The organism is Methanogenium organophilum (genome assembly GCF_026684035.1).
Lineage (GTDB): Archaea > Halobacteriota > Methanomicrobia > Methanomicrobiales > Methanomicrobiaceae > Methanogenium > Methanogenium organophilum.
Genome location: NZ_CP113361.1, coordinates 1,436,181 through 1,454,201 on the forward strand (window position 1 = coordinate 1,436,181; position 18,021 = coordinate 1,454,201).

The 18,021-nt window shown below is 51.0% G+C and carries 22 protein-coding genes and 1 tRNA gene; 11 read left to right on the forward strand and 12 right to left on the reverse strand.

Features of this window, described 5'->3' with window-relative positions; all coding sequences use genetic code 11:
- Positions 1-72: 72 nt before the first annotated feature.
- The 6 genes from OU421_RS07155 to OU421_RS07180 all read left to right on the forward strand — a co-directional run bounded on the left by OU421_RS07155 (position 73) and on the right by OU421_RS07180 (position 3,935).
- Positions 73-768 carry a winged helix-turn-helix transcriptional regulator gene (locus OU421_RS07155; RefSeq protein ID WP_268185387.1) on the forward strand — a complete coding sequence of 232 codons (696 nt, stop codon included), beginning with the start codon at positions 73-75 and terminating at the stop codon, positions 766-768.
- 181 nt (positions 769-949) lie between these two features.
- A complete protein-coding gene (locus OU421_RS07160; RefSeq protein WP_268185388.1) occupies positions 950-1,396 on the forward strand; it encodes a hypothetical protein in 447 nt (148 codons plus the stop codon).
- Between the two features lie 2 nt (positions 1,397-1,398).
- Complete coding sequence (locus tag OU421_RS07165; protein ID WP_268185389.1) at positions 1,399-1,998, forward strand: DUF1673 family protein; 600 nt, start codon at positions 1,399-1,401, stop codon at positions 1,996-1,998.
- 28 nt (positions 1,999-2,026) lie between these two features.
- Positions 2,027-2,500, forward strand: a complete 474-nt coding sequence (locus OU421_RS07170; protein ID WP_268185390.1) for a hypothetical protein — start codon at positions 2,027-2,029, stop codon at positions 2,498-2,500.
- Complete coding sequence (locus OU421_RS07175) at positions 2,497-3,234, forward strand: hypothetical protein (RefSeq protein WP_268185391.1); 738 nt, start codon at positions 2,497-2,499, stop codon at positions 3,232-3,234. Before OU421_RS07170 ends, OU421_RS07175 begins: the two co-directional genes overlap by 4 nt.
- A 104-nt stretch (positions 3,235-3,338) precedes the next feature.
- Positions 3,339-3,935 (forward strand): DUF1673 family protein, encoded by a 597-nt coding sequence (locus OU421_RS07180; protein ID WP_268185392.1) that lies wholly within the window; start codon positions 3,339-3,341, stop codon positions 3,933-3,935.
- A 45-nt stretch (positions 3,936-3,980) separates the two neighbouring features.
- Here the strand turns inward: OU421_RS07180 and OU421_RS07185 are convergent, their stop codons facing one another.
- From OU421_RS07185 to OU421_RS07205, 5 genes are all read right to left on the reverse strand, one after another.
- A complete protein-coding gene (locus tag OU421_RS07185) occupies positions 3,981-4,361 on the reverse strand; it encodes a tetratricopeptide repeat protein (protein ID WP_268185393.1) in 381 nt (126 codons plus the stop codon).
- Between the two features lie 343 nt (positions 4,362-4,704).
- Positions 4,705-5,373 (reverse strand): hypothetical protein, encoded by a 669-nt coding sequence (locus OU421_RS07190; RefSeq protein WP_268185394.1) that lies wholly within the window; start codon positions 5,371-5,373, stop codon positions 4,705-4,707.
- 543 nt (positions 5,374-5,916) lie between these two features.
- Complete coding sequence (locus OU421_RS07195; RefSeq protein WP_268185395.1) at positions 5,917-6,378, reverse strand: hypothetical protein; 462 nt, start codon at positions 6,376-6,378, stop codon at positions 5,917-5,919.
- A 479-nt stretch (positions 6,379-6,857) separates the two neighbouring features.
- Positions 6,858-7,904, reverse strand: coding sequence for a hypothetical protein (locus OU421_RS07200; protein WP_268185396.1), 1,047 nt, complete (start codon positions 7,902-7,904; stop codon positions 6,858-6,860).
- Between the two features lie 303 nt (positions 7,905-8,207).
- The gene (locus OU421_RS07205) at positions 8,208-8,504 is read right to left on the reverse strand and encodes a transcriptional regulator FilR1 domain-containing protein (protein ID WP_268185397.1); all 297 of its coding nucleotides are present in this window, start codon (positions 8,502-8,504) and stop codon (positions 8,208-8,210) included.
- On the opposite strand from OU421_RS07205, the gene OU421_RS07210 reads away from it, so the two are divergent.
- Entirely contained in the window at positions 8,503-8,661 is a 159-nt protein-coding gene (locus OU421_RS07210; protein ID WP_268185398.1) for a hypothetical protein, read from the forward strand. The two genes, OU421_RS07205 and OU421_RS07210, sit on opposite strands and share 2 nt — an antisense overlap.
- Before the next feature lie 675 nt (positions 8,662-9,336).
- Here the strand turns inward: OU421_RS07210 and OU421_RS07215 are convergent.
- A complete protein-coding gene (locus OU421_RS07215) occupies positions 9,337-9,534 on the reverse strand; it encodes a hypothetical protein (RefSeq protein ID WP_268185399.1) in 198 nt (65 codons plus the stop codon).
- Positions 9,535-9,984: 450 nt separating this feature from the next.
- Here OU421_RS07215 and OU421_RS07220 point away from each other — a divergent pair, with 450 nt between their 5' ends.
- The 3 genes from OU421_RS07220 (at position 9,985) to OU421_RS07230 (ending at position 13,142) form a co-directional block, all read left to right on the forward strand.
- Positions 9,985-10,758 carry an FHA domain-containing protein gene (locus tag OU421_RS07220; protein ID WP_268185400.1) on the forward strand — a complete coding sequence of 258 codons (774 nt, stop codon included), beginning with the start codon at positions 9,985-9,987 and terminating at the stop codon, positions 10,756-10,758.
- Between the two features lie 6 nt (positions 10,759-10,764).
- A complete protein-coding gene (locus tag OU421_RS07225; protein WP_268185401.1) occupies positions 10,765-12,162 on the forward strand; it encodes a serine/threonine-protein kinase in 1,398 nt (465 codons plus the stop codon).
- Positions 12,163-12,275: 113 nt separating this feature from the next.
- Positions 12,276-13,142, forward strand: a complete 867-nt coding sequence (locus OU421_RS07230; protein ID WP_268185402.1) for a hypothetical protein — start codon at positions 12,276-12,278, stop codon at positions 13,140-13,142.
- 327 nt (positions 13,143-13,469) lie between these two features.
- Here the strand turns inward: OU421_RS07230 and OU421_RS07235 are convergent, their stop codons facing one another.
- Both OU421_RS07235 and OU421_RS07240 read right to left on the reverse strand, forming a co-directional pair.
- Positions 13,470-14,351: an Mrp/NBP35 family ATP-binding protein gene (locus tag OU421_RS07235; RefSeq protein WP_268185403.1), complete on the reverse strand. Its 882-nt coding sequence runs from the start codon at positions 14,349-14,351 to the stop codon at positions 13,470-13,472.
- Positions 14,352-14,524: 173 nt separating this feature from the next.
- Positions 14,525-15,583, reverse strand: coding sequence for an apurinic/apyrimidinic endonuclease family protein (locus tag OU421_RS07240; protein WP_268185404.1), 1,059 nt, complete (start codon positions 15,581-15,583; stop codon positions 14,525-14,527).
- A gap of 324 nt (positions 15,584-15,907) precedes the next feature.
- Here OU421_RS07240 and OU421_RS07245 point away from each other — a divergent pair, with 324 nt between their 5' ends.
- Complete coding sequence (locus OU421_RS07245; RefSeq protein ID WP_268185405.1) at positions 15,908-16,135, forward strand: dodecin family protein; 228 nt, start codon at positions 15,908-15,910, stop codon at positions 16,133-16,135.
- A 140-nt stretch (positions 16,136-16,275) separates the two neighbouring features.
- Here OU421_RS07245 and OU421_RS07250 read toward each other — a convergent pair whose 3' ends face one another.
- From OU421_RS07250 to OU421_RS07265, 4 genes are all read right to left on the reverse strand, one after another.
- Positions 16,276-16,962: a hypothetical protein gene (locus OU421_RS07250; RefSeq protein ID WP_268185406.1), complete on the reverse strand. Its 687-nt coding sequence runs from the start codon at positions 16,960-16,962 to the stop codon at positions 16,276-16,278.
- A 327-nt stretch (positions 16,963-17,289) separates the two neighbouring features.
- Positions 17,290-17,362, reverse strand: a tRNA-Asn gene (locus OU421_RS07255).
- Positions 17,363-17,409: 47 nt separating this feature from the next.
- A complete protein-coding gene (locus OU421_RS07260) occupies positions 17,410-17,709 on the reverse strand; it encodes a hypothetical protein (protein WP_268185407.1) in 300 nt (99 codons plus the stop codon).
- Positions 17,702-18,001 carry a hypothetical protein gene (locus tag OU421_RS07265; RefSeq protein ID WP_268185408.1) on the reverse strand — a complete coding sequence of 100 codons (300 nt, stop codon included), beginning with the start codon at positions 17,999-18,001 and terminating at the stop codon, positions 17,702-17,704. Before OU421_RS07265 ends, OU421_RS07260 begins: the two co-directional genes overlap by 8 nt.
- Positions 18,002-18,021: the final 20 nt, after the last annotated feature.

Below are 18,021 nucleotides of genomic sequence, written 5' to 3' on the forward strand. Positions count from 1 at the left end.
AGGATATCTGGTTATGTTCGGATCACGCTATTGATGCTGTTTTTTCTCGCCATTTTTCTCACCGCACCTGTGATGGCAGTCGGAATCTATTCGGTGGAGGCATGGGATGCTCTCCCTCCTGGGGGGAACGAGATTGAATCCCTTCCCATATCGTGGTGGGAGGTTCCTCCTTTGGCATTTTTCTGCGTAATGGTCTGCCTGATATGCCCCCTGCTTTACCAACCTGCAATACTTCTCTACGCAGTTGGTGTATGGTGCACCCTTGGATTTCGCCGGGCGACACGTCAGGATGTACTGGTCCAACCTCTCCGTGCGGAAGTATACGACTATATTAAGATACACCCGGGAACCCCTTTCTCAGTTATTGGAAAAAAAATGGAAATTAACCGGGGGACTTTGCACTACCATCTATATATACTTCTCAGGGAGGGCCGGATCTCGGAGTGGAGGGAAGGTGGCCGTACAACGTATTTTGAAAACAATGGCAAATATTCGATGGATGAAATGCGAATTTTATCACGTCTTCATTCGGGTACGGCGGGTGAAATTTGCAGGTTCCTTGCCCAGCGTCATGGCGCAACACGAACGGAAATTGCCCGATGGGTGGGTATTGCCCCTTCATCTGTCTCATGGCACCTGTCGCGCCTGAACAGCAGTGGAATCGTTGTTTCAGAAAAAGGGGACAGAAAGACAACGTACTGCCTCACGTCCTGTGCTTTCACTCTCCTTTGCACATGCTTGCCTGACATAAAGTCTCCGATTGAATAGAGTGTCACGAAGATCACACTACGCATTCTATGTGGATTTCAGTATGAGGTCTGCATTGAATTACCGGCAGATCAGAAGAGGGTAAGGTAAGCACAATGTCTGCTCTCGCAGGATGTTCCGGCACAAAGACCAATGATCTAATTGCCAAAATTATAAATAGTCAACCTGCGTATGTTGACGCATGTCACTCTCTCTGTCTGACCGCCAGTTTGAATTCTGGAGACTGCGCCGTGAAGGTCTGGCAAACATTCACATTGCAGAACAGTTCCGGATCTCCCGTCAGGCAGTCTCAAAGGCGCTGCTCAGTGTAGAGGAGAAGGTTGAAAAAACCCTGCTTGAGATGGCTCATGCAAACCAGATTGAAGTGGAGCGGTATAATGCGGAGAAGGGCATCCTCTTCGGGCGGTCTGTCCCGTTCAATGCGGGGGCGATTATATTTATCTTGGCAAAGCACGGCGTGCAGGTCTGGTATGAACACGAAGGCGACTGCGGTTCCTGTACCCGCTACCGGGAGTGTATCGAACTGCTCTGGGATTTTGCGGACGAATTACACGTTTCCCTCATGCAAACGGATGACCCCACACGCCTCGCGGATGAACTGTTTTCAAAACTCAGGGAGATGGTCTGAGAATGTCCTGTGAAGATACGCAGCAGGAATGCATGGGATGGTGCCCGTGCGAGCGGCAGATGGCCGGGAAGATGCTGAAGAAATCGTTCATTGGAATCGGCGATGCCGCCGGTGGAGGAAACCGAAAGGTTCTCGCTGAATGGTGCTGGTGGAATCGTTATCACAACCAGCTTCTCGTTGCAGCGCTCCTCGCTTCGGCTGTTGCAATGATACTTGTTTCTCTAATGGGAAGTCCTCCGGGTTCTGTCTGGACGGCACTTGCCATCGCAGCGGGTGCCACGATTGGCCTCTCGGTGAGTCATTCAAAGCGGTATGGAGAGATTGCCGCCGGCAAATGGCGGCGAGGGGAAGTGCCCGCGAAAAAGCGCCTCTTCTGGAGTATGGTGCTGCTCGCTCTCATCGTGATTTCTCTCATATGTCTGGGATGGTTTATCCATGAGGGGATGTTTGACACCCTTGGGATGGTTGCCGTTGGCGCTGCTCTCATCTACTGGGCTTCGCTCGCGATCACGGTACACTGGGAACGGCGGCACCGGACAGTCCTGATAAAGGAGTGGGGATCGTGGGATGCCGTGAATTTGGCTACGGCTGATGATGGATAACCGATTGACAGAGGAGAAGGGGGAAGGTATGACGAAATATACTGATATTGTGCGGAAACGTCTGGGGTGGTGTCCCAATGCGGATGCTGTCCGGAAATCCCGTTGCACCGGGGTGGAACAGGATTGTGAGCATGCATGGAAGCGGGGCGGGCCTGATCCGGGGGCCGCCCCGGAATCGGATGCGCCTGCAGCGACACCTCCCGGATACCAGGAAAACATCCTCCTGATCCTCATCGCGGTGGCCTGGCTCTTTCCGGTCGTGTACCAGCAGGAATTCCTATTTCTCCTTATGGTCATTAGTGCCGTTGCCGTGTACTGCGACGCCCAGAATATTCATGCCGGTGAAAAGTTCGAGAAAGAGACGCTTCTTGGCGATATCGTCGCCTGGCGGCCGCTAACGTGGGGAGCTGCAACATTTGTCGGCGGAATCATCATCATGGCCATCTATCTCTTCCACCGGAAAGAGATCTACACCGCGAACATGGGGAAGGCGTCTTCATGAATATTCGATCATGGTTTGAGAAACGTGCCAGCTGGTGCCCGAACGCAGGCATACAGCTGAACCGGAGACACGTGAGCGTCATCGGGTCTCCATATCTCCCCGGCGCAGGGACCATTCCCGCATGTGGCGGCCGGGAGATGGTCGTTGACTACCACTACATCAGCCCGAGGTTCATACTGGCAGGGCTGCTCGCCTTTGCCGTCTTCTCCATCCTCTTCATCATATGCTTCTTCATCCCCGAATGGCGCCCGGCTTTGTATCTCCTCACAGCTCTCTCGTTTATAACGTATGCTCTTGTGAATTTCTATCTCGATATGAAACGGGCGGTAATAGAGTTCCTGCCACATTCAGTCGTCCTCCAGAGGCCCCTTTTTCGGCCTATCATCTTTGAAAAGGATGCCGTCAGGGTGGTCGAGATGAAAAAGACCCGTCTTCCCGTGCCCCGCCGGGTGATCGCGCTCTTCTATCTTCTAATGGTTTCTGCGGTGTTTTTCAGTATGACATGGGGTGAGGTGCTGCGATTAATGAGTGGTCAGTCCGTCGGCGCCGACTTCGCCTTCCATCTGCTCATTGCAATCGGCTTTGTGGTATTCCTGGTGGAACTATGCTATCGCTCCTTTGCACGGATGCATTTTCCCTGCTTTCTCAGGGTGACACTGAAGACCGGCGAGTCACTTCACCTCTATGCAAAACACCCTGAAAGTCTTGCTGCGATGCTGGAGGCAGATACGTGACCGATTTTTCGGATTATGCGAGGAAAGAAACGGGCTGGTCTCTTAATTATGCTTTCTTTGAAGAGGGAGATCGCTGAAACGTCCGCAAAAAAGGTGAAGAGAATATGAATTTTGTGAAGAAAATGAGAGTCTGGCTGGGCTGGTGCCCGAATGAATGCCCGGTGATGGTGAGTTCCGGGATAACACCGGAGAGATACATGAACACTGTTCCATCCGGTCGTGGTGGACTGCGAAACACGAATCTCAGCTGGTGGGACCGGTACCGCAACCGGGTGATGATGATGGCTGTCAGTCTGACGACTGCGACCATTGCACTGTCTCTCCTGTTCGATGATGCATCGGGTAATACCTGGAAAGGGATTGTCCTCGGAGGGATCATCGGTATCGTGGCAGGTCTGGTGACATTATGGCATTCCTGGAAACGGTATGAGAGAATCGATGCCGGGGAATTCATTGCCGTTCATGAAACGAAAACCCAGAGAATGATGCGCTATGGGGGAATCCTCATTCTTTCAGGCGCGGTTATTGCCTGGATGGTATTCCAGATGTTCAGGGGAGCCACCCACCTGATTCTTGCCGCAGAGGCGGGCCTTTGCGTCGTCATCTGGGTTGTGTACTTCACCGTATGTCTCTGGGAGAGGCGGCGTCACAAGGTGGTCATCGCAGAGAATCGGTCGATGTACACCATTGATAAGGAATAAGAATGGTGATTATGCCGGGCGAATGAAGCTCTGCAAACAATGTCTCTATGTCGGTACCAAAGATATCAAACTGATATCATATTTTGTTGCGTTGTCAAAACAGCCCTTTGCCTCGTCCTTTTTGCCCGTATTCGTCAGGATGACTCCCTTCAAAAACCAGGCTCCCGCGTATTCGGGATCCAGTTCCAGTGCTTTTTCGCAGCTTACCATCGCCTCATCGTATTGTTCGTAGAAATTGTTGTAATACATACCCCTGATAAACCACGCCTCGGCGTTCTCCGGGTCAGATTGTACCAGTGCATCATAATATTCAAGACTCCCATTCACCTCCTCCAGGAATTCATTTGATGGCATTCCATCCGGAGAAATGCGGTCATCGGCAAGACAACCGGCCGCCATGACACAGCAGAGGAACATCAATACCATACATCCCCCCATTTTCAGCATTCGATGTCCTCAACAATGACTCTTGTGTCTCCCGGTATACATTAGTACGTTCGACGAATATTCAGCGTTCTGCTGAATATTCGGACGTTCGGATGGGGATAACATGTGGAGATAACAGGTGTCTGGGAGGCGCATGTGATACCCCTCTTTGTCCTTGTGGTTCTGATGATGGTTTGGAAATCTTTCCGCGGGCTTTGTCATTAATGGATCTCTTCATCAAAAAGGCTGGCCGGGTTTTAAAACGATAATATCTCCCGGGTGAAGTTACATCGTAAAAATCCTGTACGGATTCTATGTCCTGGTTTCGAACTACAAAAAAGTATCAAATATACGGAATCCAGATTCCGTCTTCATACCGTGTGATGACAACGCTCACATTGATTTCTCCGCGGATTTCGGGCGGTATGCTTTCGTGAACGGTCACTCGGAATGTTTCGCCGAGAATTGAATGGTTGAGTCCCTCTGAAACATCTGCCTTAAGATTAATAACAATGTCCGGTGCATCCGGGCTCAGCGGTGCGAGTTCATCCGGAAGGTAGATGACCGAAACATATTCCGGGAATCCGTCACAGTTTTTGCAGATGAGCGGGGAGAGGGATTCTTCGCTGATGTCCGTTACCGTCAGCTCCCCCGGATCATACCTCCTGAAGAATGTTGCGTCTATATCGGTGAGATCTTCGCCAACCGATTGGAATGCCAGCATTTTACCATAAGGGGTTTCCACGATTACCGATTTCCAGCTGCCGAACTGCTGGTTTTGGAGTTCTTCTTCCGGAAAAACGAGTTCCCCGTCTCTCATAGGGATCGGAACGATAACATCGGTGACAAGTCCCCCCTGGTATTGGGAGAGGCCCTCCGTTGTGATGGTATAGGAATATTGGCCAGGATTCGAATTGATCCATGCGAGCCCGAAGAAGGTGCCGAATAGAAAAATTGCAATGGTGCCTACTACCACGACAAGAAGGATTTTAGTGATATTAATGGATGCCATCGATATATACCGCGTTAACAGGTCTCGTATCTTCTGGTATACATTAGTACGTTCGCCGAATATTCAGCATTCTGCTGAATATGATGGGAGTTCCTCATGGGCTTTTAGAGAAGTCAGTCCGGACATAGGAATGGGATCAGATAATGGTTTATTCTTTTGATATTTCCTGAGAATACAATAGAGAGCTCGTCGCGGGTACAGACTGTTTCATCTCAGTACAATGTGTTTCCTATTCTGATGTACAGGTTTTAGAACAAAATTCCACAATCGAGTCCAGCTTAGAAATGAAAGAGAATAAGGCGGTAGCGCTGCAGATGGATATACTATTTTACGGCCTTTCTCCCTGTAATACGGCGAAATTGGTTCCTGGTGCAAATTTTTCTGTGTATTGCTCAATCCCACCTTTCATCCATTCATTCGGACGGAGGCTACATGTCAGTAATCTATATGAATATGTAGTTCCGGTCTTGTTCATTGTACGCGTTGCGGGTTTTTCCAGCTTGGTAAAATGACGGATGAATGATTCTGGGATGACATCACGCCTTATAAATCGATGGGTGTGGGAACGGGCACCGTGGGGGTTACCCCTCCTGGGGGTGTCGCTGTATACTGTGTATGTGGGGGCATGATAACTGGATCCCTTATATACAGCTTTGAAATTGATATCACTCTTTCCTCCTCTGGATACACATATGCCGTAACAACAGCCTCTTTTGTCTTTATCGTGACTGCCGGTAATCGTTTTGACCATTCCTCCTCTTCGGAAGCCCTTTTCAGCATGGAGTATTCCACATCCAGTATCTCGTACTCTCCGGAGAGATATGGTTTCACGGTGGCGTTTTCGGAGGCGATACGAATAGTCTTCTCCTTCTCATCTTCCGATAGTTCTAATCTATCATCAGGTTTGGCCTCGTTTCCCACACAGCCGGACAGAAGAGAAAAAATGAATAGAAAGATGAGGAGAAAAATGGCGACAGAATAGTATCCGGATCTATTGGGTTTCATGAATGACTCCTTCTTTTTATCTGGAGGTTAACCATGACAACAGCCTCAAATAGTATCGAAGCAGATGTTGTTTTGCCTCCGGGCAGCGCGGGGTTCATCTGACTGTGTGAAATGAGGTGAACTCCCGACTACAATTAGCTCTCGTCTCTTCTGGTATACATTAGTTCTTTCCCTGGATATTCAGAATTCTGCTGAATATAATGGAAATCCTCATGGAGTTCAGGAATGGTCAATCCGGAGCAGGTGAGTAGAATCATCTGATGATAAACTCTTCTGACATCTCCCGGTAATATGGAAAAAGATGTTAATCCGGAGTCTGATGCCGGAGTACCGGGAACGGTGAATTCACCTGGAAAATCATACCGGGCTGGCAGCCCTCTCTGTGAATGTCCCGACAGCTCTGTTAATCTCACATCAGATTTGGCCGGAATACCTCCGATTAAACAAAAAATAGTCTGGGAATAAAACTCATTTAAAGTTTACTCATAGCTTTCATGCCTCACAAGAATTGCATACCCGCCCGAATGTGTTTCGATCACTGCTGTAGGACAATCATAAAATTCTCCGCCTTTGTATTGTTTGTCAAAGAGAACATCTCCCGCAGAGTCTTTCTTTACCAGCCGAATCTGGTTCTCATTTGCCGGTTCTGAATAACATGTGCCGGTTTTGCAGAATTGCGTAGACGGCAGATTGTAATCAACCGGACGTGTTGAGAGGATCCGGCCATTTTTGTCAATTATATATAAACTTCCAGATATGTCGGGCCTTCCGAGAATTTCGTAATTTCTGTCTTGATTTTCTTTTAAAGAAAAGACCGCGTCGATGTCCAAAATGGTCCTGTTTTTAACAGCGCCCGTATTTTCCAGTTCGAGAAGTAACGTATTCTCGGTATCTTCGTAACGATACGGTGATGCAACAACATAATTGCCTTCATCATTCATGATTAAAAATGAGTCGCTTTTCGCAGTGCTGTTCTGCTGAAATATCGTATGCCATAATAACGTACCATTGGTTGCAACGGAGAATGCCTCAACCCTGTCCGCAGCGACATAGCCTTCCGGCGATAACAATGAAGCCCACCATCCGGGTTCCGTCACGTTCACAGAAATTTCATGTAATATTTCTCCGTTTTTATCCAGGATCAGGCTTTTCCCCGAATAACATACTGCAAAGAGATTTCCTTCGGGACCTTTTGATAAAGATGTTATCCACATGTCATCTCCCGTACCATAATATCGTTTTTGGATGACGTTCCCTGCCGAATCTACCCATACAATCATCGGGACTGCTGAAGCGGTACGATTTTCACTGATTCCCCCTCCTCCGATAACATAATTTCCCGTATTCTCTTCAATTAGGGCATTTGCGGTTTTTAGAAATTTACAATCGATGCATGAAACCCAATTTTGTTCTCCGGATTCATCGATACTGTAGAGCCAGACTTCCGTGTCATATTGAGGCGGGTGCCTACTGCATCCTGCACTCAGAATGATAATGAATAAAAAAAGGAATAGGATTTTTTTCATACGTTTTCCTCCGTTTTATCCAGAGGTAAACCATGACAACAGCTTCAAATAGTATCAAAGCCGATGGAATTTTGCCTCCGGGGAGCGGGGTTTTTATCTGAGTGCGTGAAATGAGGTGAACTCCCGGCTACAATTTTTCCTTTGTCTTTTCTGGTATACATTAGTACGTTCGCCGAATATTCGGTTATCTGCTGAATATTCAGGAAATCCCGGACCATTCAGAGTACGTCAGTCAGGAGCAAAGAGAGGTATCAACTGATGGAACCTCTTCTGACATCTCCCGGTAATACGAAAAGAGCCGGGTCATCCCCATTCAATGGCCTGAATGTCGGTGGCGATGAGGTCGTTCTGGATATCATATTTGAGATCATCCGGGTGGCATAATCCGAACGAAAGGGTCGAATCTGTCACCGTCAATCCCATGTGAAGGGGCACGGGCGCCACATACATCCTGAAGTGATCACATCCAGCAATGTCCCTTATTTTAATCAGGAACGGTTCCTTCCTGAGCTCTTCTGCGATCTCGGCATTCACCACTATCTCCACCGGCACCCTCTCCTTCACCTTTGCAACGAGGGTGTCGGCATGGAGATGACTCATGAAGGAGGAGACGACTGATATCCGTTCGGCGTTTTCAATGATCCCGGAAAACCGTTCAATGAAGGGGATAATATCCGTATTGCTGGTTTCGACGACGGTGGCATTGCAGAGGTCGCCGATGTCACGCAGGAAGGGGGCTGGAAGTGCTTCCAGATAGTGCTTGGACCAGAATGATGGGTTTTTACGGAAACAGGTACCCTGCTCTGATATGATCCTGAATCTGTGAGGAAATGAGCTTCCCCTGAGGTGTCAGCGAGTAGACGCCGTCATGGAAATGTAGGTAATGCACGTCTTCCGGAAACCGGATCTTCGGGATGAGTGTCTGCGACGCAGCGTCTGTGACTCCACGAAGGTTTGCCAGTGTTTTTTCTCCTTCCCCAGTGAGTCCAAGATCTGCAGCAGCCGTGATCGAAAGAGCTTTTGGATACCGTTCTGGTACGTATTGAAAATCTCAAGTGTATCCACGGTATCTATTTATATAATGAAAATTTTCACAGAATATAGAATCGAACAATTTTAATTTTCTATTCAATATCTGTTATTATTGCTTTATTCTGATAAATTATTCACAAAAGAGCTCAATTCACTTTCCACATATTGCGAATCATCCAGTCTCGTCAGGATATCTGTCTTTGTGAACCTGGTATTATTTTGAAGATCTCCCTTTCAAACACCCTGAGTCCCGGTTTCTGATTTTGTCGTCCGAAAATGGTTCATCTCTCATGCATCGTAACAGAACTATCTGGATCTGCCCTTTGTTGCAATCAGGATTCCTTCTGCAGAATTGGCATTCTGAGGACAATATTGAAAAAAAGATTAATTTCCGCAGGATTCAGGTGTAATCTTCTGCATGTTTTTTGATCTTATGGTTGACATTGGGGCTGTTTTCCATGCGGTGCCAGTCATCTTTGCTCATGCCCATAAAGAAATCGCATGAACGGCATTTGAGCCAGATCTCGTATTCATCAGGCTCTTCTGCGTGCAGTTCGTCTTTTCCGCATTTTGGGCATTGATACATAACTTCCTTCATATAAACTCCTTTGAAAGTACCTGATGAGGGATATGTGTGGGTGGTAATAAGCCTCGTGGTTTTGTTATCTGTTGAATCTGTCCTGTAATGTGTATTTTGGGGCGAATATACGGTTTTATTCCGCCATTGTTTTCTTTCTGCATGATGGATGACACATTATGCATCCTCAACGCAGCAATATCAGGTGCGGGACTACGATAAGAAACGGCGTCCTTCATTGGCCGCCTTGCGCATTGCAGAGGCGAGCTGTATGGCGCCGGGGAAGGGAACGCCCTGTTCTTCTGTGGCCCGTCTCCCTCTGGATGGATGCGATGCAGAAAAGGAAAGAGACGTTTTCCAGATGGTAAAATTTTCCGGAAGTGCACTACCACCATTTTTTTGATGATGCCGATGCAATTGAGAGTAATACTTGCGTGAACCCGTTTCGGGTGCACGAATGCATGAGATGGTATGATGACCCGAACTGTTGTACTCTCGGAAGACCCGGAATTTCTCGCAGAACTCTCCGAGTACCTTGAGGTCCTTTCGAGTCCGACACGCCTGAAGATACTCCGGGCTATTGAGCACCGTCCAATGGAGATCCGTGAAATAGCTGCAGTGATTGACACCAGCTATGAAAATACGAAGAAGCACCTGAACAAACTTGCGGCGGCCGGGATCATAAAAAAGGAGGCGGGCCTCGGACGTGAGACCGCGAGAGGGGTTCACCCGGTCTGGAAGTTTTCCCTGCAGCCCGGGGGGCTTGAATCGGTCATCACGAGTCTTGGAGTATTCTCCTCCGGGGCGGTGCCGGCCGGGTTTGGAGACGTGGCCTCCCGCGTCCGGACCGTTAAATCGATGCTGACCGGGGGCGAGGCCCCGCCCATGCTGCTTCTGGCACAGGGAGAAGAGGACGGCAGGGTATTCCCCCTGAATTCCGACAGTATCTCAATCGGCCGGGAAGACCCGGTGAATGAGGGTATGTATAGTCCGGCAACAGACATCGTCCTTCCCGCGTCGTACGCCGCTGTCTCCCGTGTTTCCCGGCCCCATGCACGCCTGACCCGTACGGGGGACCAGTGGCTGCTGGAAGACTGCGAAAGTACCGGGCAGACGCATGTGAACGGCGTTCCCCTGGGGAGAGGAGAGAGAAAACCGCTCGTTGAGGGCGACATCATCGATCTCGCAAACGGGGTAGGAAGCGCCCGGTTTGTCATGATTGGCCCTGCCGCTGACGAGGGGTGAGGAACAGTGAATAAAACCTTCGGGGCGCCAGCCCTCCGGAAACCGGCCATCCGTGTTCTCTGCATCGCTCTTATCCTGCTTTTACTGGTAGCCTCCCCTGTTATGGCAAAGACCGATGATGAAAAGCTTGAGAAGATCTGGCCCGGGCAGGGTGTCGGTCCGGCAAGGGCCGACACGCCGGTGCCGACCACCGAGCCAACCGTCGAACCGACTGTGGAACAGACCCCCGACGACACTGCAGTGGCAACCCCTGAAACGACCTCCCCGTCTCCATCCGCCCCGACACCTACGGCAACATCTGCCGGAGGCGTTGCGGACGAGACCGTCGAACCGGCAGATACCGTGGACGCAGAGGGGACCTCCGCAACCAACGGGGACGGAGGAAACAGTCCGCTCCTTCTTCTCATCCCAGCGGTGCTCATCATTGCAGCCGGTGTCATAATCGCCGCCCGCCGACGTGAACCGCCACGTGACAGCCTGATTGAACCACCGACAGCGGGCGGAGAGGATACTCCTGCCTCGGTCAGGACCATAGTACAGGGGACCGGCAGCATTCCCGCATCCCCTGTACAACCCGCTTATTCCGGGTTTCCTGAACCGCTCGCCTCGAAATACCGGAATGCCGAATATCTTGGTCAGGGAGGAATTGCCCGTGTATACCGGGCGGAACGGATTTCAGACGGCAGGGTGGTTGCGGTAAAGATCCCTATTGTTCCCGACGAGCAGACCGGCACTCATTTCATGCGGGAGATCCGGTTCTGGGAGCGTTTGCACCACCCGAATATCCTTGCAATTTATGCGGCAAATATCCTTCCCGTCCCCTATGTGGAGATGGAGTATACACCTCATTCCCTGAAGGACTGCCAGCTCCCCCTCTCACCGGAAGGGGCCGTTCGCGTGGTCCGGGGAATCGCCGCCGGCCTCTCATTTGCTCATGAAACAGGAGTCATTCACCGGGACATCAAACCGGAAAATATCCTCTGTGCAGGGGATCGGACGCCGAAGATTACCGACTGGGGGCTGGGGTCGGTGACCGACGGTGGTCACCGGACACAGGTCGGTGGTTTCTCCCCGGGGTATGCAGCCCCGGAACAGCTGCGGCCGTCGGTCTATGGAAACGAGGACGTCCGCACCGACCTGTACCAGCTGGGCGTGCTCTTCTTCGAACTGATGACAGGCACACCTCCCTTTGTGGGTGCAGGGTTCGGCGAGGTGACGCTTGCCGTCCTCAACGATTCTGCACCCCTTCCTTCTGAGTCCGGGGCCCCGACTGATGTCTATGATGCTGTCATCCTCAGGTGTCTGGAAAAGGAAAAGGAGAAGCGGTTCTTCTCGGTAGAAGATTTCTGTGACGCCCTGCTGGAGGCCGCGGGGGATACTCCTCCTCATCCCGAAGATGGATAAGGAGAACTCCGTGGTTCTATACTGGGAACCGGCGTATTTTCTGAATATATATGTGAACCATACCAACAGGAATGCAGGGTGACGGAGATATCGTTCCCGGGAGAATATCAGTAATGAAACGAACAATTGTAGTCATCGGATGCGTTCTTTGCCTTTGCCTGTGTGCAGTAGCAGTGACGCCTGCGATGGCAAAGAATGTGATCAGTCCTCAGACAGACAAGCTCGCTGACCACAAGCTGGACACGGGGGTATCCGGCAAGGGAGCGCTCAAAAATGCTGACGAACAGCTGATGAACAGCACCAGCGCAGCGACGAATGCGTTCAGGATGCAGCAGTTCAATGACAGTGTCGCATGGGGGAAGGCCCTGATTGCTGCGGTACATTCTTCGGGATGCAACACCTCAAAGGCAGAAGCAGTTCTTGCGCAGTTGACCGGACAGGAAGAAGCACTCAGGGGGGCGCTTGAATCCGGTAACCAGGGACAGATGTCTTCTGTGATGGCCAAAAATGATGCACTGACAAAACAGCTCAGGATGTCCCTGAATAACTGCATCCGGACAGACTGCACCGGAAATGAAACCTGCACAGAAAACGAAACCTGTACTGAAAACAGGACCCTGGAGATGAATCAGCTCCGTGAGAACTGCTCCGCCATTGATGGGGAATATCTTGAACTGCGGTATAACGAACGCCTGAAATATGGCGGGGAGATCATTGATATTTTCAATGAATCAGGGTATGACACAGCACCTGCAGAAGAACAACTCGGGATCATCGGGGGGAATAACCAGACGTTCATGAACGCCACAGAAAATGGGGGCCGCCCGGCTGTTAATGCCGTCCTGAACGAGAATAAAAAGGCCTGGAACACTGGTAAACGTTCTCTTTGGGAGCAGATCCATGCCTTCTTCTTCGGTGGATCGGCATCTGAGGACGCATCTGTACCGTCTGATGATTCCGAAACCGGTGAAGAAGCCTGAACTTCCAAAACACACCGTATCACAAATCCGGATACTATTCAATCCGCATCGGACGGGGCAATTATGCCCTTCATAGAATCACTATATCCCTTTTTCAATAATGTTTCCTCCTGCATGCGCTGTGAGGGCATCGCCGCTTTTTGTAGCAGTCTCCCTGTTTTCATAGTGCCTGACACCTCTACCGGAGTCTGGCATCCGAATGGAAGTTTTCGAATGCCGATACGATATGGCCGTTGGGATTTTCCGTTGGTAAAAAAGGGGGCAGGTTGATCTGTGAGGTATGGTCCGCCTGAATAGCAGGGATGAATATTTGGAACCCATTCGCGTTCACATAGGGTTGAGAGGCATCTTTTCCTTGCGGGCGTCTATCTCTCCTCCTTCTTCAACAATTCTGACGAGTTTCTCCATAACGGCATCGACCTGTTTCCATGTCGGGTTGTCCCGTGCCATACCGGGGCTGCGGATGAGAAATGGTCGTCCTTCATCGGCCGCCTTGCGCATCTCCGGATCGAGGGGGACGGCGCCGAGGAAGGGCACACCCATCTCTTCAGCGGCCTGTTTGCCGCCCCCTTTTCCGAAGATGTCAATTTCTTTTCCGCAGTGGGGACAGACCATGCCGCTCATGTTTTCGATGATGCCAATCACCGGCAGCCCGATCGTCTGCACGAACCTCACCGCCTTTTTTATATCGAGGATGGCCATGTCCTGAGGTGTGGTGACAATCACCGCTCCTGCGATATTCGGGGCGAACTGTGCGATCGTCAGGGCCTCGTCGCCGGTCCCCGGCGGAAGGTCGACCACCAGATAATCAAGCTCTCCCCAGTGGACACCTTCGAGAAACTGCCGGATGGCCCCGGTCTTCATCGGGCCACGCCAGATGACGGGTGAACTGGTCTCCGGGAGAAGAAAGGCCATCGAGACCACTGCCAGATTGCCGGTGACTGACACCGGTTCCATCAATTTCGTGTCATACGAATCCATCCGGCTCCCTTCAATCCCCAGGATCTTGGGGATGTCCGGGCCGTGTATATCGAGGTCCAGAAGTCCGGTTCGAAAGCCATGGTTTGCGAATGCAAACGCGAGGTTAGCAGCGACCGTTGTCTTCCCGACTCCCCCTTTTCCGGAGAGTATCAAAACGACGTGTCGAACGGATATGTTGGCCCTTTCCGGCATATTCGGTGGCGGATGTGCCTGTCTCTCTTCTGCCATAATCCCCCTTACTCAGGGGAAAAGTGGATAAAGGTTTGTGCAGTGTGTAGCAGACGGGGAACATGATCCACATTTTCCCAATATCATTTGAACGCCGGATTCATGAATGTCCAGGTGCCATTCCAATGGAGTTCCTGCACTACATCCGGTTGGGCCCTGTGGATTTAGCCTCTCTATACCTGTTTCAGTGCACCACGTTGCATCGCAAGAAATCCCTTGAGGTCGTCCAGCGTCTTCGGGATGCATTCATGGACGACCACAGCCGGGGAGGTAAGTTCCAGCATCGTCCGTGCCTCCGGAAGAGAGAGCGGCCGGTGCTGGTCGGTGAGGATGGCATGCTGGAATGCAATGGCCTCCTGGTCATGGCGCTGCATGGTGGTAAACCCGTTTGGGAGCCCCCGGCGGAGCCGTTCCTGCCGGAGGGAGTGCGAGCCGCTCCAGTGGAGGTGAACTACATCGATCTGGCTGAGAACCTCTGCCGGCAGGGATTTGATACAGCAGCAGACCGCGACGATGCAGTCTGTTTCTGCATCAGAAGTGGTGATGAGGTTCATAAGGTGGCCGGTATCGAGGACAAACCCATAGTTCGAGAACTCCAGCATGCCCATGAAGGCGAGAATAGCGTCCGGGTCTGTGTAGGTGAGACCCGGATACCAGAGGTTCTCAAACTGCAGGCGGACGGGAGGTTCATTGCCGGGGAAGGCGGAGACCAGGTCGTTGAGGAATGCTGCGGCCCGTTCCAGCACCTCCTGGTCGTTCATCGCATACGTCCGGGTGAACATCTCTGCGGTGTGGTAATAGCCAAGGTGGTAGACCGCGTATTCTGCCTGAAGCAGGGCCGCCCGTTCGAGCTGGAGACACAGGGCGGCAATGAAATCGTGGTGCGTGCTGCAGGCAAAGAACGGCGGTTCAAACCGGACGTCCCCTTCGCTCCCGGTGATTTTTCCATTCCCCGTTCGTTCCGGACCCACGCCTTTTTCCCTGTTTCTCCGTTCCTCCTGCTCCTGTCCCATCATCTCCAGCCAGCCGGAATGGAACGGAAGGTGGACGCTCCGCACCAGGTCAGGGGGGATATCTGAGGGATCTACATCCTCATAGCCGGTATAGAGTTCCACCCCATCCAGCTCCTCTCTCCGGCAAAATGCGGCCACATCTGCCCATGCCCCTCCGAAGAGGCTGCGGCCCCACGGGTAGACGGGGAGGCTGATGAGTTCTTTCCAACGTGGCTCCATGGGGTCTTTCCTCTGTCAGGAAGATAGGCCGTTCGATGTGAAAAAGAGCGTGGAATGTAGGTATGGTGTTGGGGTGGGTTGTGGGAACGTCTGATGCCGGTATCCGTGTCATCGATTGCGACGGTTGAATGGGACAGGCAGGCAATCCGCCACCAGAAGTATTGATCACTCATCCGTACAAGGCCATGCCCCCCGTGGGGGAGAGGGGCTCTGCCGGTGCTTCCCTCGTACGTAGCCTCTGTCGTACCCCGTTATCCGGGTGTACGATTTCCGCAACTTTCATGTGGGAGGGATACCCTAAGGGAGTGCTTGGAGGAAGGTAACATGTATGAAGCAGATGTGCCCCATGTGGCAAAGGTCCTTGAGCTCATTGGCAGTTCCCCGAACGGATGGGAGGATGCCGTTGGCAATGCTGTGAGGGAGGCGGCAAAATCCGTCCACGACATAAAAGGGGTCTACCTGAAGGAATGTACAGCAAAGGTGGACGGGGACAAAATTGTTGAGTATCGCGCTGTGGTTAAGGTCTCGTTCGTCGTTGAGCGGGAGAGCTGACCCGTCTCGTCGTTTTTGGTAAGGGAGAGCTGCCGGATGACAGCCACTCTCTTTCCCCAAACGGGTTTTGGATGAACGATTCCGCCCGGCAAAGGCTCCTGGGAGTGGCGGTACAGGGGATGACAGTCGATAAAATCAGCCTAAAGAATATCCACCTGATATTTTTCCTCGATCTCTGTTATTCTCTGTTCTCTTTGCCTGATGTTTTTCCATAAAATTTCTCCGATTGATTCCCGTTCCTCATCAGAAAGGGGTTTTGAGAGATCGATCCCGGCATTTTCCGCATCTCTCATAACACTCTGAGCATATGTTGCCTCAGCTTCCCATGAATCCAGCATCAATTGAGCATACTCATCGCCATACGGGGGGACTGGAGTGCCATAGAAGAATCCGGATTCTGCAGCAGAAGAGTCGTTTTCATTTACGGCCATATTCGTCGATAAGTTTGTCCCGGTGTAGCCAAAATCTCCAATCCTGATTACTGTTTTGCCGAGCAGTTTGTCGGCGCTCACCCGGACCGCGTAAAAGATCTCGCCATCTTTCTGGACATAAAATTGGTAATAGAGAGGATTCCCGTTGGAATCAGGCAGGATTGATGGTTCCGGAGACACCACTGAACCGTTGAATCTGTTGTCTGTTTCCTCGCTTACGCTGTTGAGAGTGTATAGTTCAAGGACTGCCACTGCTGCCTGATCCCATCCACGCTCTAAAGGGACAGTTGTATTGACAGGTCGCTTCTGTTCATCAGGCGCTATACAACCGCATATGATTGCACATGTCACGATGAGTGCTACAGATGCAAGCGAAGGAATTGTGCGTTCGTTCATAGTGATGGTTTTTATAGAGAGATCTACTCCTGCGTAAATAACATTTGTCTCTCTTAAAGCGATTGGCTGTAGCTGGGTTCACGAAAGATACGTATGCCGCCTGAAATATCATATCTACACTCCTTTAGTCGCTGAATAGACATCCTTTCTGGCATACCGAAGGGTGAGTTTGACTGTTTTCAGTGCCCGTCTGACCGACCTTCCGGTTCTACAGATTTGGCGATGTGAAACACTCAATCCTTGATTACTAATACCGTGCGCTGTTGCAAAAGAATTTCAAAAAAAGGAGAAATATGATTGATTTTGAATTCAAACCTGAATCCCGGACGCCCCCAACAGGACTCGAACCTGTGACATTCTGGTTAACAGCCAGACACTCTACCAACTGAGTTATGGAGGCATGCACAACCTGTGTGCCATACAAGGTCGCATTGGCGCGTATTAATATTATTGATTTGTGGTGTTCTCTTTGCGCATCGTTTCGAGCAGACTGATGATCCGGTCGATCTCAGAATCAAGCGATTCCATCCGTTCTTTTGCTGCTTCTGTCACCATTGCGCCGGAAGGGGATGCCTGGATATACCCCTGCCCCTCCAGCACCTTCAGAGAGTAGCGCACCCGGTGTGCAGGAAGCCCGGTGAGCTCTGCGAGTTTCATGATCCCGATTGGCTGGTGCTCCGCTACAATGCGCACCACCCTCAGGTGCCGTCCCACCAGTTCCACTTCGGAACGAATCTTCTCAAGCATCACTCTCGCCCTTTGAGAAATCAGCAGTTTCGCTGGTATCGGAGTGTCGGGGTTTTTCAGTTGTATCGTCCTGGGCCAGCAGCCATTCTTTATCCTTCCGGTAGGCAGTCCTGAAATAGAGTGCCAGTACAATAGCCCCAACGCCACAAATGCCTGCAATCTGATAACTGTAAATGGGAATGACTCCGAATGCCGCAAGGATAGCAAGTGCCGCGAGAAGAAATATTCCGTTCAGAACCATGGTGAGTTTTGCAAACTTCATCTTGAAGATCTGCTTTGATGACTCGTCCATTATCCATACATCAACCCGTC